Source organism: Archangium violaceum, assembly GCF_016887565.1.
Classification (GTDB): domain Bacteria; phylum Myxococcota; class Myxococcia; order Myxococcales; family Myxococcaceae; genus Archangium; species Archangium violaceum_B.
On sequence record NZ_CP069396.1, the window covers coordinates 11,077,064 to 11,091,738 of the forward strand.

The 14,675-nt window shown below is 67.1% G+C and carries 11 protein-coding genes; 7 read left to right on the top strand and 4 right to left on the bottom strand.

Annotated elements, in window-relative coordinates; all coding sequences use genetic code 11:
- The first annotated feature begins 161 nt into the window (after positions 1-161).
- The 6 genes from JRI60_RS44080 to JRI60_RS44105 all read left to right on the top strand — a co-directional run bounded on the left by JRI60_RS44080 (position 162) and on the right by JRI60_RS44105 (position 7,737).
- On the top strand, positions 162-1,313 hold the full coding sequence (locus JRI60_RS44080; RefSeq protein ID WP_204222058.1) for a glycosyltransferase family 4 protein: 1,152 nt from the start codon (positions 162-164) through the stop codon (positions 1,311-1,313).
- Complete coding sequence (locus JRI60_RS44085; RefSeq protein WP_204222059.1) at positions 1,310-2,059, top strand: nucleotidyltransferase family protein; 750 nt, start codon at positions 1,310-1,312, stop codon at positions 2,057-2,059. Before JRI60_RS44080 ends, JRI60_RS44085 begins: the two co-directional genes overlap by 4 nt.
- Positions 2,056-3,024, top strand: coding sequence for an NAD-dependent epimerase/dehydratase family protein (locus tag JRI60_RS44090; protein ID WP_204222060.1), 969 nt, complete (start codon positions 2,056-2,058; stop codon positions 3,022-3,024). The genes JRI60_RS44085 and JRI60_RS44090 overlap by 4 nt, the downstream gene beginning before the upstream one ends.
- A 337-nt stretch (positions 3,025-3,361) precedes the next feature.
- On the top strand, positions 3,362-4,534 hold the full coding sequence (locus JRI60_RS44095) for a S8 family peptidase (RefSeq protein ID WP_204222061.1): 1,173 nt from the start codon (positions 3,362-3,364) through the stop codon (positions 4,532-4,534).
- 93 nt (positions 4,535-4,627) lie between these two features.
- Positions 4,628-5,335: a 2OG-Fe(II) oxygenase gene (locus JRI60_RS44100; RefSeq protein WP_204222062.1), complete on the top strand. Its 708-nt coding sequence runs from the start codon at positions 4,628-4,630 to the stop codon at positions 5,333-5,335.
- Positions 5,336-5,526: 191 nt separating this feature from the next.
- Positions 5,527-7,737, top strand: a complete 2,211-nt coding sequence (locus JRI60_RS44105; protein WP_204222063.1) for a DUF1565 domain-containing protein — start codon at positions 5,527-5,529, stop codon at positions 7,735-7,737.
- A 15-nt stretch (positions 7,738-7,752) separates the two neighbouring features.
- On the opposite strand, the gene JRI60_RS44110 is transcribed toward JRI60_RS44105, so the two are convergent.
- Together JRI60_RS44110 and JRI60_RS44115 are read right to left on the bottom strand one after the other, a co-directional pair.
- A complete protein-coding gene (locus JRI60_RS44110; RefSeq protein WP_204222064.1) occupies positions 7,753-10,377 on the bottom strand; it encodes an alpha-amylase family glycosyl hydrolase in 2,625 nt (874 codons plus the stop codon).
- A gap of 67 nt (positions 10,378-10,444) precedes the next feature.
- Positions 10,445-11,194, bottom strand: a complete 750-nt coding sequence (locus JRI60_RS44115) for an AraC family transcriptional regulator (RefSeq protein ID WP_204222065.1) — start codon at positions 11,192-11,194, stop codon at positions 10,445-10,447.
- Between the two features lie 61 nt (positions 11,195-11,255).
- Between JRI60_RS44115 and JRI60_RS44120 the strand changes: the two genes are divergently transcribed.
- Positions 11,256-12,449 carry a cytochrome P450 gene (locus tag JRI60_RS44120; RefSeq protein WP_239470079.1) on the top strand — a complete coding sequence of 398 codons (1,194 nt, stop codon included), beginning with the start codon at positions 11,256-11,258 and terminating at the stop codon, positions 12,447-12,449.
- Positions 12,450-12,481: 32 nt separating this feature from the next.
- Here JRI60_RS44120 and JRI60_RS44125 read toward each other — a convergent pair whose 3' ends face one another.
- A complete protein-coding gene (locus tag JRI60_RS44125; protein WP_204222066.1) occupies positions 12,482-13,159 on the bottom strand; it encodes a hypothetical protein in 678 nt (225 codons plus the stop codon).
- A gap of 338 nt (positions 13,160-13,497) precedes the next feature.
- Positions 13,498-14,655, bottom strand: coding sequence for a polysaccharide pyruvyl transferase family protein (locus tag JRI60_RS44130; protein ID WP_204222067.1), 1,158 nt, complete (start codon positions 14,653-14,655; stop codon positions 13,498-13,500).
- Positions 14,656-14,675: the final 20 nt, after the last annotated feature.

Here is a 14,675-nt window from a genome sequence, read left to right on the forward strand (position 1 = left end):
CAAAGGCGGCGCATGGTGCCGAGAGAGTCGCAGTGCGTCAATGACCCAAGGTATGACGCATGTGTCGTCCGGATGGAGAGGGGTCAACCGGACAGTTCCACCATCCTTTCACACAATCCACTGTACCCAAGCCAGGATGGGATTGGGTAAGAGGGGTCGCCGTGAACGAGAAGGCTCTGGTCCTCGCAGCCAATGCCGTGGCCCGACAGGGTGGCCAGGGCCTCAACCTCCAGCACATGCTCGAGGCGCTCCGCGAGGACTTCTCGCTGAGCGTCTTCTGCCGCGGCTCGGGAGAACCGCGCACCCACCAGGTGCCCGCCTCGCCCCTGTCCACGTGGATGGGGCGCGTGCCCCTGCTGCGCCGCCGCCGCGACTGGATGGTGCTCGCGAGCGACCTGCACTTCGACCACTACGTGGCCTCGCACCTGCCCGCCGCGGACGTCTTCCAGGGCGTGGTGGGCCAGTGCGCCGAGAGCCTCCACGCCGCCCGGCGCCGGGGCATGCGCACGGTGCTGGACGTGGTGAACACCCACGTGGAGGACTTCCGCGCACACGTGGACCGCGAGTCCCACAAGTTCGGCCTCAAGGGCAACATCGGCCCGCGCATGTACCGGCGCATCCTCGACGAGTACCGCACCGCGGACGTGGTGCGGGTGATGTCCGAGCGGGCCCGGCGCACCTTCCTCGCGCGCGGCTTCCCCGAGGAGAAGCTGGTGGTGGCCACGCCGCCCCTGGAGCTGTCCGAGTTCCCCCAGGCCACCTTCCCGCAGGATGTCTTCCGGGTGAGCTTCGTGGGCCTCATCGAGCCATGGAAGGGCTTCCACTACCTGCTGGAGGCCTGGGACTCGCTCAAGCCGAAGGACGCGGAGCTGGTGCTCTGGGGCGGACCGGGCTCGCGCGCGGCGACGAACATGCTGCGCGAGTTCCAGGCCCGTGACACCTCGCTCGTGGTGAAGCCGGTGGAGGTGCGCAAGGTGGGCTACGGCGAGGTGTACGGGAAGACGAGCGTCCTGGTGCACCCCTCGCTGGCCGACGGCTTCTCCTATTCCGTGGCCGAGGCCATGGCCAGCGGCGTGCCCGTCATCGTCACCGACAACACCGGCGCGGCGGACCTGGTGGAGGACGGCGTCAACGGCTACATCGTCCCCACCGGCGACGCGCGCGCCATCCGCGAGCGGCTGGAGCACCTGCACCGCCACCCGGAGCTGCTGCCCGGCATGGGCGCCAAGGCCCGCGAGGCCGTCCAGCGCCACCTCACCCCCGAGAACTTCCGGCGTCCGCTCGTCACCCGCATCCTGCAGGCCCTCGCATGAGCACCCCTCCCAACACCACCGGCTCTCCCCTCTCGGACGTCACCGCCGTGCTGCTGTGTGGCGGCAAGGGCGAGCGCCTACGCCCCTTCACCGAGCACCTCCCCAAGCCCCTCGTCCCCCTGCGCGGCAAGCCGCTGCTCCAGCACCTGCTGCGCTACCTGTCACTGCAGGGCGTGCGCCGCTTCGTCCTGTGCACCGGCTACAAGGCCGAGGCCATCGTCCGCTTCGTGGAGGAGCTGTCCCTGCCTCTGGACCTCGAGGAGGTGGTGTGCGTGGACTCGGGCGAGGACGCCAACATGGCGGACCGCGTGCTGGATGCACGCCGACACGTGCCCGGCCGGGCGCTCATCTGCTACGGAGACACCCTGGCCAACGTGGACCTGGGCTCGCTCGCCCGCCACCACGCGGACTCCGGCGCCCTGGCCACGATGACGGTGTACCCGCTGCAGAGCCCCTACGGCATCGTCTCCCTCGACGGGGACACGGACCGGGTGTCGGGGCTGCTGGAGAAGCCCGTGCTGCCGTATTGGATCAACATCGGCTTCATCCTCTGCGAGCCCGCGGCGCTGGACGAGATGCGGCGGGGCACGGACCTGATGATGTTCCTCGGCTCGCTGACGAAGCGCGGGGCCGTGCGGGCACACAAACACCAGGGCAAGCACCTCACGGTGAACACCGAGAAGGAACGCACCGAGGCCGAGGGCGAGATCGAATTCTTCACCCTTCTGGAAGGGACGGGCACATGAGCGGGATGAAAGACAAGCGCGTGGTGGTGACGGGCGGCTCCGGCTTCATCGGCAGCCACCTGGTGAAGCGGTTGCTGGAGCAGGGCGCCAAGGTGGCCGTCACCATGCGCTACGGCAACGTGATGAAGAACGAGCGCCTGCGCGAGGAGTGGACGCGCATCAAGGTCATCGAAGCGGACCTGCGCAACCGCGGCGCGCTGGACGAGGTGGCGAAGTTCGACCCGCAGGTGGTGTTCCACCTGGCCGCCTACAACCACGTGGGCGAGAGCTTCCGGCAGGTGGAGGAGTGCTTCGACGTCAACGCCAAGGGCACGGCCAACCTGCTGGACGTGGTGCCCGGCACCGAGGCCTTCGTCTACATGTCCACCTCGGAGGTGTACGGCCACCAGTCGGGCGTGCCCTTCGTGGAGACGATGAACCCCGAGCCCATCTCCCCCTACGCCATCACCAAGTACTCCGGTGAGCTGTACTGCCGCATGAAGCAGCGCATGAAGGGCAGCGGGCGCATCGTCGTGCTGCGACCCTTCAACGCCTACGGCCCCTACCAGAGCAGCAAGGCCATCATCCCCGAGCTCATCATCAACTGCCTCAAGGGCAAGCCCATCCGCACCACCAAGGGCGAGCAGACGCGCGAGTTCAACTACGTCGGCAACCTGGTGGACGGGCTGCTCGCCGCCGCCGAGCACACCGGCACCATCGAGGGCCCGGTCAACCTCGCCTCGGGCGAGGAGGTGGCCATCCGCGACCTGGTGAAGAAGATCGCCGCGCTCACCAACACGAAGTCCTCCATCGAGATCGGCGCGCTGGAGTACCGGCCGACGGAGATCTGGCGCATGTTCGCGGACAGCTCGCGCGCGCGCTCGCTCTTCGGCTGGACGCCGCGCGTGAGCCTGGACGAGGGCCTCGCGCGCACCGTGGAGTGGTACCGGCAGTACCTCGCCAGCGGCGGCTCGCACCTCGAGTAGTCCTCCGCGCTCCGCCCGCTCGACTCCCCCGCCTTGCCCCCCGGGGCCGCTTCCCTCGAAGCGGCCCCGGTTTTTTTCCGGCACGAACTGTCTGTCATTGAACGGGCGCTGGAAGTGTCCTCGTTCCGGACAGGGGCGTCCTGCTCTCGGACACCGTGCTTCATTTGCAACTGCGTTGCACTTTATCAACCCTTCATGACTTTCATGCTTCGCTGGTTGATTTCGAAAAACGGCGCTCGCCTTGTTGCAACTGAGTTGCTGTTGATATAGGGTTCCATCCGCTTCACTCGTGAAGCAAATCCCCCCCCACATCAGCAGTCATTCAAAGGAAGACTCCATGCGCGCGATGCGTAATGTGCTGTTCCTTGGCTCCGTGCTGTCCCTGGCGGCTTGCGGTGGCAACGAGATGGACATGGCGGCCGAGACCGATGAGCTCGGCCAGAGCGTGGCGCCGCTGCATCAGGCCGCGCCGGGCCTGCGCATCGATGGCGACTACATCGTGAAGCTGAAGGACGGGGCGAACGCGCGCTCCGTGGCGGGCATCCTGGGCGTGTCGCCGAACCTGGTGTACTCGCAGGCCATCAACGGCTTCTCGGTGACGCTCGATGAGAACCAGCTGCGAGCCCTGCGCCGCAACCCCAGCATCGAGTATGTCGAGGAGGACCAGTTCGTCTCGTCGAGCGCCAGCCAGAGCGGCGCCACGTGGGGCCTGGACCGCATCGACCAGACCTCCAGCACGCTCAACAGCACCTACACGTACACCAGCACGGGCGCCGGCGTGCACGCGTACATCATCGACACGGGCATCCTGACGACCCACTCGAACTTCGGTGGCCGCGCCAACGCCGTGTATGACGCGTTCGGCGGCAACGGCCAGGACTGCAACGGTCACGGCACCCACGTGGCCGGCACGGTGGGCAGCGCCACCTACGGCGTTGCCAAGGGCGTCTCCCTGCACGGCGTCCGCGTTCTGGACTGCAACGGCTCCGGCACCAACTCGGGCGTCATCGCCGGCATCGACTACGTGCGCACCAACCACATCAAGCCGGCCGTGGCCAACATGAGCCTGGGCGGTGGTTACTCCGCCACCGTCAACACCGCGGTGACCAACCTGTCCAACGCCGGCGTCTTCGTCGCCGTGGCCGCGGGCAATGACAACGCCAATGCCTGCAACTACTCGCCCGCCAGCGCGCCTGTCGTCACCACGGTGGCCGCCACCACCAAGACCACCGCCCGCGCCTCGTACTCCAACTACGGCAGCTGCGTGGACATCTACGCCCCCGGCTCCAACATCACCTCGACCTGGTCCAACGGCGGCACCAGCACCATCAGCGGCACCTCCATGGCCTCTCCGCACGTGGCCGGCGCGGCCGCGCTCTACAAGGCCACCTACGGCGATGCCTCCCAGGCCACCATCGACGCGTGGCTGAAGAACAACGCCACCAACAACGCCGTCACCAGCAACATCTCCGGCACGCCCAACAAGCTGCTCAACAAGGGCTCGCTGTAAGCCGCCTCTGAAACACGACTGAGCCCGCTGGGGGCCGTGGCCTCACGCCACGGTCCCCGGTGTGCATTGCGGGTAGACTGGGAGGCCACCGCCATGACCGATTTCATCGAAGTCCACGACGACGTCCTTCCCCCCGGGCTGTGCCAGGACATCATCCAGCTCTTCGAGCAGAGCCCCCACAAGCACCGGGGCAAGACCGGGGGCGGTGTCGACCTGAGCAAGAAGGACAGCCACGACCTCCTCCTCAACGCCCACCCGGAATACCAGGAGCTGCTCCGCATCCTGCTGGACCGCGCCTTCCCTCCCCTCAGGAGCTACCTGAGCAAGTACCTGTATGCCCTGGTCGGCGCCGTCTCGCTGTCGATGAAGCACCCCCAGACGGGCCAGCTGGTGACGATCACCCGGGAGAACTTCTCCCAGTTGCAGGGCCCCGCCCTCGACCAGCTCATCGGCACCCTCTACCGCTACGGCAACCTCCAGGTGCAGAAGTACCTCCAGGGCTCCGGCGGCTATCCGCACTGGCACTCGGAGATATTTCCCAAGGACGCCAGCTGCGAGCCCCTGCACCGCGTCCTCGCCTTCCAGTTCTATCTGAACGACGTGAGCGAGGGCGGCGAGACCGAGTTCTTCTACCAGGAGAAGAAGGTCCAATCGAAGGCCGGCCGGATGCTCATCTTCCCCGCCGGCTTCACTCACACCCACCGGGGCAACGTGCCTCGCTCGGGTGACAAATACATCATCACGTCCTGGGTGCTGTTCCACCGCGCCGAGACGCTGTACGGCGGCCAGCCTCCGGCGTGAGGCCCGCCCGCCCCGAAGGGCGGCTCCCCTCTCCCCGTTCCCCTGATTCCTGTCAGTCATCTTCCAGTCACGCTTCGCGTGCTACCCCACGCGTCGAAGCAGAACAGGAACAGCTCGGAACGAGAGAAAAACCCACTTGATGAGAGGGAGCCCTTTCGGGGTCGAATACAATGAGAAAAATCGCCGCACTCATGGCCTTCGCAGGAGTCTTGTCCGCTTGTGATGTTCCCGCCGACGTGGGGGTGAGCGAGACGGAGAGCCCCAGCACCCAAGCCCAGGCCCAGACGGAGTCCTTCTACAAGGCCATCAACCTCGCCGGGAGCGCGGTCACCGTCGAGGGAAGGACATTCAGCTCCTTCGCGGAGGCGAAGACGCAGGGCCTGAGCATTCCTTCCGGCTACATGGAAGCCCAGTCGAGCTACACCGCCTCTCCCCAGGTGGACTCCGCGACGGGGGCGATGCTCAACAGCGGCATCTGGCAGAGCGGTACCTTGAAGCTCGCGCAGACGCTGCCCTCCGCCCGCTACAACGTCTATCTCTACATTCTCGAGAACTACCAGAGTCAGTATCGCTCGCTCACCCTCTCCCTGGAGGGCCAGCAGGTGGCCCAGGGGCTGGGCGCGCTGCAGAAGGCCGAATGGAAGAAGTACGGCCCCTACACCGTCCAGGTCTCCGATGGCGCCCTCAACCTGGACTTGAGTGCCTCCGCCGGTGACCCGCACCTGATGGGCCTGGCCCTCTACTCGGTGGGCGCCAATCCAGAGCCCATCCCGGGTGCCCGCACCTACTACGTGAGCCTGAGCGGGAACGACTCGACGGGAGACGGCTCGCAGGCCAGGCCCTACCGCACCATCGCCAAGGCCGCGGAGGTGGTGCCCGCCAACGGGGGCCACACCATCCAGGTGGGCGCCGGAACCTTCGACGAGACCGCGCAGATCCGCCTGAAGGAGCGGGTCAACCTCATTGGCGCGGGCCAGGAGTTCACCGTCATCCGCGGTGGCCGCTTCGACTGGAACGCCAACGGGCTCATCCAGCTCGAGTCCCGCGTGCCGCACCCCAGCGGCGAGAAGATCCCCGCCTTCGTGCACGAGGACGGCAAGACCTACGGCCCGTTCGACCGCTACGTGTCCGTCGACTCTCCGCAGGAGCTCGCCTACTTCTCGATGGAAGGCCAGAACCTGGCGTCCTCGGGCATCAAGCTCGTCAACCGCAACCACGTGAAGATCCACCACGTGAAGATCAAGGACTACACCTGGGCCGGCATCCTCAGCGAGAGCGCGGGCTACGCCGAGGTGAAGGACCTCCAAATCTCCAACTTCCTCATCGCGGAGTCCTCGAAGGAGGACACGGGCTCCTCGTGGGGCAACATCACCCTGCGCGGCACGCACGAAGGGCTCCTCATCCAGGACGGGCGCATCGAGCACCTAACCAACCCGACGCGCCCCGAGGGCTACTTCAAGGGCTCCGGCTACGCCATCAAGGCCTTCCGCTCCTGGGAGGACACCGCCCGGAAGCAGGATGAGCTGCGAAGCTCCAGAATCCTCAACATCGTGCAGCGCGGCAAGGACAGCGCGCCCTGGGCCAACTACACGGCCGCCAACATCGCCTTCGAGTTCTGGAGCATCGGCGCGGACGGCGTGGAGATCGCCAACTGCGACCTCAACGCGGCACTGTCACTCGAATACAACGCGGCGATCGACCAGAACCCCTACAGCTTCTACGTGCACCACAACCGCATCAAGACGGTGAAGTCCGGCCTCGTGGAGCTGGCCAACAGCAACATCATCGTCGACAGCAACTCCTTCGACCTGACCGGCAACGCCAACCCCTGGAACGTGATGGGCGAGTACAACAACGGCGGCCCCTCCAACCAGGGCCCCGTCCTCAAGAACATCCGGGTGAGCAACAACGTGTTCAACCTGGCCTCGTTCAGCCCCGCCATGTTCGTGTTCACCACGCGGGTCGAGAACTTCAAGTTCTACAACAACACGGTGATCAGCTCGGGTGCCCCGGCCCTCTTCGAGTTCCGCCGCCCCAGCTCCCAGGGCAGCGGCGCGATCGACATCCGCAACAACATCTTCGAGTCCGGCTCCGCGATGAAGATGTTCGTGTTCACGGAGAACAACAACGGGACGGCGCCCTCCTCCGTGGCCTACACGAACAACCTGCACAAGGCCGCGCCGGTGAACCTGCCCGCGACCACCACCCAGGCGGGGAACATCCTGGGCACCGCCCAGCTCGCTCGCACGGGGGCGATGCCCTTCCCCTACTTCGAGGCCTCGAGCGCCAGCTCGAACGTCGTGGATCGGGGAGTGAACGTGGGCCTGCCGTTCACGGGCTCCGCTCCGGACATCGGAGCCTCCGAGTACGGCAGGCCGGCGGGCACCATCGGCACGCCTTGAGCACGGCGCCCGTGCTCAGGGAATGGCGAGCACGGGCGTGTCGTCCAACACCAGCGGGTCCGTGGCCCCATCGCCGCCCCAGAACTTCCACTGTTCGGCGGTGGGGACCAGCGGCCGGTAGCCTCCGTCGTAGTCCCAGGTGGTGACGTACACCTTCACGCCCTTCAGGTTCGTCAGGCCGCTGAACAGCTCCCCCGACAGCGTGAGGGTGACGGTGTTTCCGGCCATGTCCACCTCGATGGCGGCGGCGGGAGAGACCGGGGTGCCTTCCACGGTGGCCGAGGCGCCACGCGTGTCGAACAGGGCGTTGGACCAGCCGTGAACGCGGGCGCGGTAATCCCACTCCATCCCCGCGGGCACGGAGGCGTTCTGCTGCGGCATCACCGTGATGCCGGTGCGCCCGGGCACGTCGACGAAGACGGTGAAGGCCACGTGGTCGAAGCCGTTCTGCGGATTCCAGATGGTGGTGACGCGGTTCGTCTGGAGGGCGATCTTCAGGACGTTGCCCGAGCCCAACAGGGTGACGCGGCGCAGGTCTCCCTGGTGGTTGTCTCCCCAGGAGGAGTCGGTGGGGTAATGGTAGTTGCCCCCCGGGCCGATGTCGTCGCCCGCCGGATCCTCATGGGTGAGCAGGGGCGAGAAGGAACGGTTGACGCGGAAGGTGCGCGTCTCGGAGAAGACCTGGGCGTCCTCGGCCCAGGCCACCAGAGAGTGCTGGATGTCCGGGTCCACCATGCCGGCGACGCTGACGGTGGTCCGCCAGGTGCCACCACCCCCGACCGTCACCGTGCTCGCCGACCCCAGCGCTCCATCCACCACCACCTTGAAGGTGGACACACCGGTGGCGGTGCCGGACAGCTCGAAGTCTCCGCTCACCGTGTCGCCGCTGGACGCGGCCAGGGTGATGCGGGCGGTCTCCGCGGGCGGCGGCGTCACCTTGCCGGTGGGCATGAAGACCCGGGCCGCGCGCGCGGGCAGCTTCAGGGAGAGCTTCCCGCCACGTCCCACGGCGGCGTCTCCGGCCGCGGGCCCGAGGCTCGCGAGCAGCTTCAGCTCGCTGCCATCGGCCAGCCCCGTCCCCAGGTTGTCCAGCAGCGTCTCCTCGTCCGAGGTGTTGAAGACGACGAAGGCCACCTGCCCCTCGCCCTCCATCTTGTACGCGAACACCCCGCCGCGAGCGTCGTTCTGCCGCAGCACGGTGGGCGTGCCCCGACGGAAGACGGCCTGGGACTTGCGCAGGGACGTCAGCTCCCGGATGAGGCCATACAGCGGCGCGGAGGTATCGAAGCGGTCCTTCCCGCCCGAGCCGTAGCCCCGCTGGAACATGGCGCCACGCTGCTCGGTGAAGCCCTGCTCGGTGCCGTAGTAGAGGACCGGGATGCCGGGCACGGTCATCATGAACAGCAGCGCCTGGCGCAGCGCGGCCTCCGAGCCTCCCGCCAGGAAGCGGTCCACGTCATGGTTGTCCAGGAAGGTGGGCATCAGGTGCGGCCGCGCGAACAGCTCCCGCGAACGCGCCATCCGGTACGCCAGCTGCGACGTGGGACGTCCCCGGGCGAAGACATCCCCCATCGTGCCGTACAGCGGGAAGTCGAGCATGCCCGGCAACAGGTCCTCACCCGTGGCCGGATTCTTCATGTACGAGGCCACCTTCCTGGACGCGGCGTCATCGAAGGGCTTGTCGACGGCGAACCCCTCTCCGAACGCGAGGAAGCCCTCCTTGCCCAGACTCCGCGCGTGCTCGATGACGCCCGGGTGTTCCTTGTCCTGGGAGTAGAGGAAGTCCTTGAAGGTGGACGAGGGCACGTAGAAGACGGTGTCCACGCGGAAGCCATCCACGCCCACCTCGCGGATCCAGAAGTTGTAGCTGTCCTTGAGGGCCGCGACGACCGCCGGGTTGTCCGTGTTCAGGTCGTCCAGGTCGGAGAGCTGCCAGTTCGCCTCCTGCTCGCGGTTGCCGTAGTCCGCGATGGTGGGCGTCCAATGGAAGATGTTGGCCTGACGGTGCGCGGCGTTGGTGGGGTCCCACTGGTCGAACGGCGCCTGGATGGGGCCACACGCCGGCCTGGCGCCCGTGTTGAGCACCACGTGGGCCGTCACGTCCGAGGGGTCGTAGCTCGTGTAACGGAAGCAGTTGGCCATGTGGTTGAGGACGATGTCCTGCACCAGGTACATGCCGCGCGCGTGGAGGCCTCGGGACAGCCGCTGGTAGTCCTCCAGCGTGCCCAGGTGGGGATCCACCTGGTTGAAGCTCCGCGCCCAGTAGCCGTGATAGCCGCCGTAGTTGACGAGCGGATCCCACCACTGGTTGGCCACCGGCGGGGTGATCCAGATGGCCGTGGCCCCCAGCCCCTGGATGTAGTCGAGCCGGTCGAGGACGCCCTTCAGGTCCCCGCCGCTGTACTTCGCCCCATTGGCCGGATCGAACTCGCCCGCCCCCTGGTTGTCATTGTCCGGGTCGCCGTTGGCGAAACGGTCGGTCATCACGAAGTAGAGGATTTGATCCCTCCAGTCCGGTGAAGGGACATGGAGCGGATCCGCGGGAGGCGGCGGAGGTGGCGGCTCCTCGTGGGATTTGCAGCCCAGGAGGGTGGCGGCACCACACACCAGTGCCAGGAGTGTCGGGGAGATGGGACGCATGCCCCGGAGACTACACAGAAGGCCGGAGACTTCCCGCGTGGGAAGTTCCGAAGCATCCAGAACACGTCTACGTCTGAAGGAGCCCTCCGCTCAGCGCGGTGGGGGAGTAGCCGAGCATGCGGCGACAGGTCCTCGAGAAGTGCGCGAGGTCGGCGAACCCGGCGAAGTGTGCGGCGTTCGTCGCATCGAGCCGCGCGGACGCCCCCACCGCGACGAGGAGCCGGTGCCAGAGTTGGAAGGTGCGGATGGGCAGCCCCACGTCGCGAACGAACAGCGCCTGCAGGTGCGCCTGGGAGATGCCGACGCGCGCGACGACGGGACGCCGATCGACGGCTGGATCGCGCAAGGCCTCGAGGACACGGGCGACACGTCCGTCGGGTTCGCGGCGTGGTGACTCCTTCGCGAGCCAGGCCGCGTACTCGCGCGCGAGGCCGTCGAGGCTCTCGGGGCGGGACAGGGACGCGCGGTGCGCGGCCACGGCCGCTCCGAACCGCGAGGCAAGGCGACCTTCGAGCGGAAATGCCCCGCCACGCAGGCGCGAGTAGACCGCGACGTGTGAGGCCCGCTCCGGGTCGTAGAGGAACCCGAGAGTAGGCCCGGGACAGCTGGCGGCGTGCGGCAGGTGGGGAGGCACCACGACCACGCGCCCGCTCACCCGTGCGCCGTCCGTCTCAGTCACCGTCACGTCGCTGTCCAGTCCGACGAGCAGTCCCACTCCGTGCTGCGCGTGAAGAGACGAGGCCGTCCCCACCGAGGCTCTCACCGCGAACGTGTCCGTGAGCACGGCACCGATCCGCGATTCGTTCAAGCGGTCCATGGACCCGGGACTGTACCGTCTCTTCATGCCCCTCGATCCAGGGCCATGGAGGTCGTGAGCGATGATGAACCTTCTCTCCGACGAGACACGCCGCAATCCCTATCCCGAGTACGACCAGCTCCGGAGCCGCTCTCCCCTGCTTCACGAGCCACGCTCCGATTCATGGATGATCTTCGATTACGAGGGCGTGAAGCGCGTGCTCCATGATCATGAGGCGTTCAGCTCCATCGTGGCGCCGCCGAGCTCGCAGACTTCTCAGTGGCTCATCTTTTCCGACCCGCCGCGCCACACCCAGCTGCGCGCCCTCATCATGCGGGCTTTCACCTCGCGGGCCGTGGCGAGCCTCGAGCCCCGCATCCGGGAGCTGTCGCACGCGCTCCTGGCCCCGGCGCTCGAGCGGGGAGAGATGGACCTGGTCACGGACTTCTCCGTCCCCCTCCCCCTGATGGTGATCGCCGAGATGCTCGGTGCCCCCGTCGAGGACCAGCCGCGGTTCAGGCACTGGAGCGATGTCATCCTGGCCCTCAGCCACACCACCGCGGGCGGTGAGGAGGCAGCCCGGGTGCAGGGTGAGTTCAGGGCCGTGACGGATGAGATGAAGGTCTACCTGCGGGGCCTGGTCGAGCAACGACGGGTGTCGCCAAAGGACGACCTGCTGACCCGGCTCATCGAGGCCGAGGTGGACGGCGAGCGGCTGACGGAGGAGGAACTGCTGGGCTTCTTCCAGCTCCTCCTCGTGGCAGGCCACGAGACGACCACGAACCTCATCAGCAACGCGATTTTGTGCCTCATCGAAAACCCGGACCAGCTTGCCCGTCTGGCGGCAACGCCCGACCTGCTGCCCTCGGCGATCGAGGAGGTCCTGCGCTACCGCTCACCGGTCCAGGCGATGTGGCGCGTGACGAGGCACGACGTCCAACTGCACGGCCAGGAGATTCCCGCCGGGAAGATGGTGATGCCGATGATCGGCTCGGCGAACCGGGATCCGCGGAAGTTCTCCGATGCGCACCGGTTCGACATCACGCGCGATCCCAACCCGCACATCGCGTTCGGGCACGGCATCCACTTCTGCATCGGAGCACCGCTCTCGCGCCTGGAGGCCCGGATCGCCCTCTCCGCGTTCCTGGAACGGGTGAAGGGCTTCCAGCTCGCGAGTGACGCGCCATGGGAGCCGCGCAAGGCCATCCACGTGCACGGCCCGGCCCGCCTGCCCATCCGATTCGAGCCGGGCAGGCGGGCCGCTGTACCGGCCTGACGGTGCTACATCATCCGCCGATGGACTCCGGCTCACCCCGCCGTGCGCACGAGCTTGGGTGAGAGGCTGTCCAGGAGCGCCTCCGCGAGCCGCTCCAGGTCATCCAGCGGCACGCCCTGGATGGTGACGAGCGTCTTGCCGCCCTGGACGCTCGTCTTGAGTTGCACACGGGCGCCCTGGGCGAAGTGCCGCGAGAAGCTCTCGCGCACGAAGTCGACACGGGCCACGTCCGGCTGGGGCATGGATGGCTTGAGCGGCTTGCGCTTGTTCTTCACGGCATTCTTCAGCTCATCCAGGCTGCACTCGGTGAAGGGCTTCTGGCTCACCGCACCGCCCTCCTCGGGAATGTCGATGGGCATGTCGTCCAGCTCGCTGGGAGCGAAGTCGAGCTCCGCGGCCTTCGCGTAGCTGCTCAGCGTGGTCAACTTCATCACGCCGTGCTTCTTGCATGCGTCCTCGGTGAACGCCCGAGCCACGGCGCCGTAGCGGCTCAGGGTCGCCTGCGACAACTCCTTGAAGTTCTGGCTGAAGTAATTCTGAGCAGTGCCGAAGCCCTCCTTCTCCGCCAGCTGGTTGGCCACCGTGTAGTTGTAGAGCTTGCCGATGCTGTATTGCCCGGCATTGCCCTGGGTCAGGTAGGAGCGGATGGAGTTCGTCACCTGTTCGAGCGTCAGCTCGGGCAGGGTGTTGCTTGCGTTCGTGTCAGTCATATTGCCCCCTCGATGTGTGGAGCGGACCGCGGAGATCGCGGCCGGCCTCGCCATGAGCAACGTCCAGGCCAGGGCTGATGGCTCGTGGATTCGCACACTTACGAGGCGCTGGCAGGCCGAGGCGGTCTTCAATCCAGACGAGTCATCCGCGCTCTGGGACTGCGAGCCGCACCCATCGAATCCACTTCTCACCGGTGAGAAGTGAAAAGTGGCATTTCAAATGCACTTCTCACCGGTGAGAAGTGAAACCGGGTGGGTCAAATCCACTTCTCACCGGTGAGAAGTGAAACTGGGCGGGTCGAATCCACTTCTCACCGGTGAGAAGTGAAACCGGAGGCCTATGTCCCAGTGCGATCCCTGATGCCGTCACGCACGCCATGGACCTGGCTCCCCTCACCCGAGGAGGGCTCGCACCAGGAGGAGCTCGCCAGCAGGTTCCGCGCGTAGTCGTGGAGCCTCCGCTGCCACGCCTGGGCCCGCGCCAGGATGGGGGCGCGAAGACCGTCGGCCACCTCGGCCAGTTCCAGGGCCCGCTCGAAGATGTCCTCCTCGGGCACCGACAGGTCCACATGCCACGCATCCAGTCCCAGCGAGGACATGAAGTCGAGGCACTTCTCCCGGTAGCCCAGGGAGAGGGTCGGTGTGCCGGCGCAACACGAGAGCACGGCCGCGTGCAGGCGCGTGGCGAACGTCAGCGTGCACGGGCCGACGAGCTCCATGTACTCCTCGGCGGTCCGCGGACTGTGCGTGAGGTCCTCCGCCCGCCCCACCGCGACCTTCAGGCGGTACAGCGCCTCGACGTCATGCTCATGCATGGCCACGAAGAGGGGCTCCCACTTCCGCGCCATGAAGTGACGGATGGCGCGCTCCAGTCCCTCCAGCCGCTCGTAGGCGAAGCCCTCGCGCTCCTGCCGTGGCGGGAGGACCAGATTGACGGCGAACCGACGCGGCTCCAGGGGCCGCACCGGCGCCTCGCGCGCCAGCACCAGCGCCAGATCTCCAATCACTTCCGCATGGGAGACGCCCAGGTCCTCGAGCAGGGCCTTGGAGCGGGGCCCCCGCACCCCCACCGCCTGGAAGTCCCGCAGCAGCGCACGCCACTCCGCCAGGTCCGGCTTCCGGCTCATGTTGAAGCCGGCGCTGCCCACCCCGGTGCCAAGCGTCCACGCGGGAAGTCCCTGCCGGAGGGCCGCGCGCACCGTGCCCAGCCCGTAGGGGTTGATGAATGTCCCTCCACCCAGGACGAACCGCTGGAAGAAGGGCCGGCCCGAGAGGCCCAGGTGAGCGAAGCGCTCCTCGTGTCGAGGGTAGCGGAAGGACACGAGGTGGACCCCCTCGAGCACCCGCTGCGCGGCCTCGAAGAGGGCATCATCTCCGAGGTTCCGCCAGCCATGGCCGCCCGCGTACGCCACCCGTTGCCCCCCCTCCCTCAGCAGGGAGAGCCGCTCCCGGGCGACGAGAGCATTGCGGTGGAGCGCGGCGAGCAGGGAATGCATCCGGGAGGAAGCCTGCCCCC

What these genes read in the sequence shown, in the direction of transcription:
- JRI60_RS44085 (WP_204222059.1), top strand. Translation starts at nt 1,310, where the DNA reads ATGAGCACCCCTCCCAACACCACCGGCTCTCCCCTCTCGGACGTCACC.
- JRI60_RS44090 (WP_204222060.1), top strand. Translation starts at nt 2,056, where the DNA reads ATGAGCGGGATGAAAGACAAGCGCGTGGTGGTGACGGGCGGCTCCGGC.
- JRI60_RS44095 (WP_204222061.1), top strand. Translation starts at nt 3,362, where the DNA reads ATGCGCGCGATGCGTAATGTGCTGTTCCTTGGCTCCGTGCTGTCCCTG.
- JRI60_RS44100 (WP_204222062.1), top strand. Translation starts at nt 4,628, where the DNA reads ATGACCGATTTCATCGAAGTCCACGACGACGTCCTTCCCCCCGGGCTG.
- JRI60_RS44105 (WP_204222063.1), top strand. Translation starts at nt 5,527, where the DNA reads ATGGCCTTCGCAGGAGTCTTGTCCGCTTGTGATGTTCCCGCCGACGTG.
- JRI60_RS44110 (WP_204222064.1), bottom strand. Translation starts at nt 10,377, where the DNA reads ATGCGTCCCATCTCCCCGACACTCCTGGCACTGGTGTGTGGTGCCGCC.
- JRI60_RS44115 (WP_204222065.1), bottom strand. Translation starts at nt 11,194, where the DNA reads ATGGACCGCTTGAACGAATCGCGGATCGGTGCCGTGCTCACGGACACG.
- JRI60_RS44120 (WP_239470079.1), top strand. Translation starts at nt 11,256, where the DNA reads ATGATGAACCTTCTCTCCGACGAGACACGCCGCAATCCCTATCCCGAG.
- JRI60_RS44125 (WP_204222066.1), bottom strand. Translation starts at nt 13,159, where the DNA reads ATGACTGACACGAACGCAAGCAACACCCTGCCCGAGCTGACGCTCGAA.
- JRI60_RS44130 (WP_204222067.1), bottom strand. Translation starts at nt 14,655, where the DNA reads ATGCATTCCCTGCTCGCCGCGCTCCACCGCAATGCTCTCGTCGCCCGG.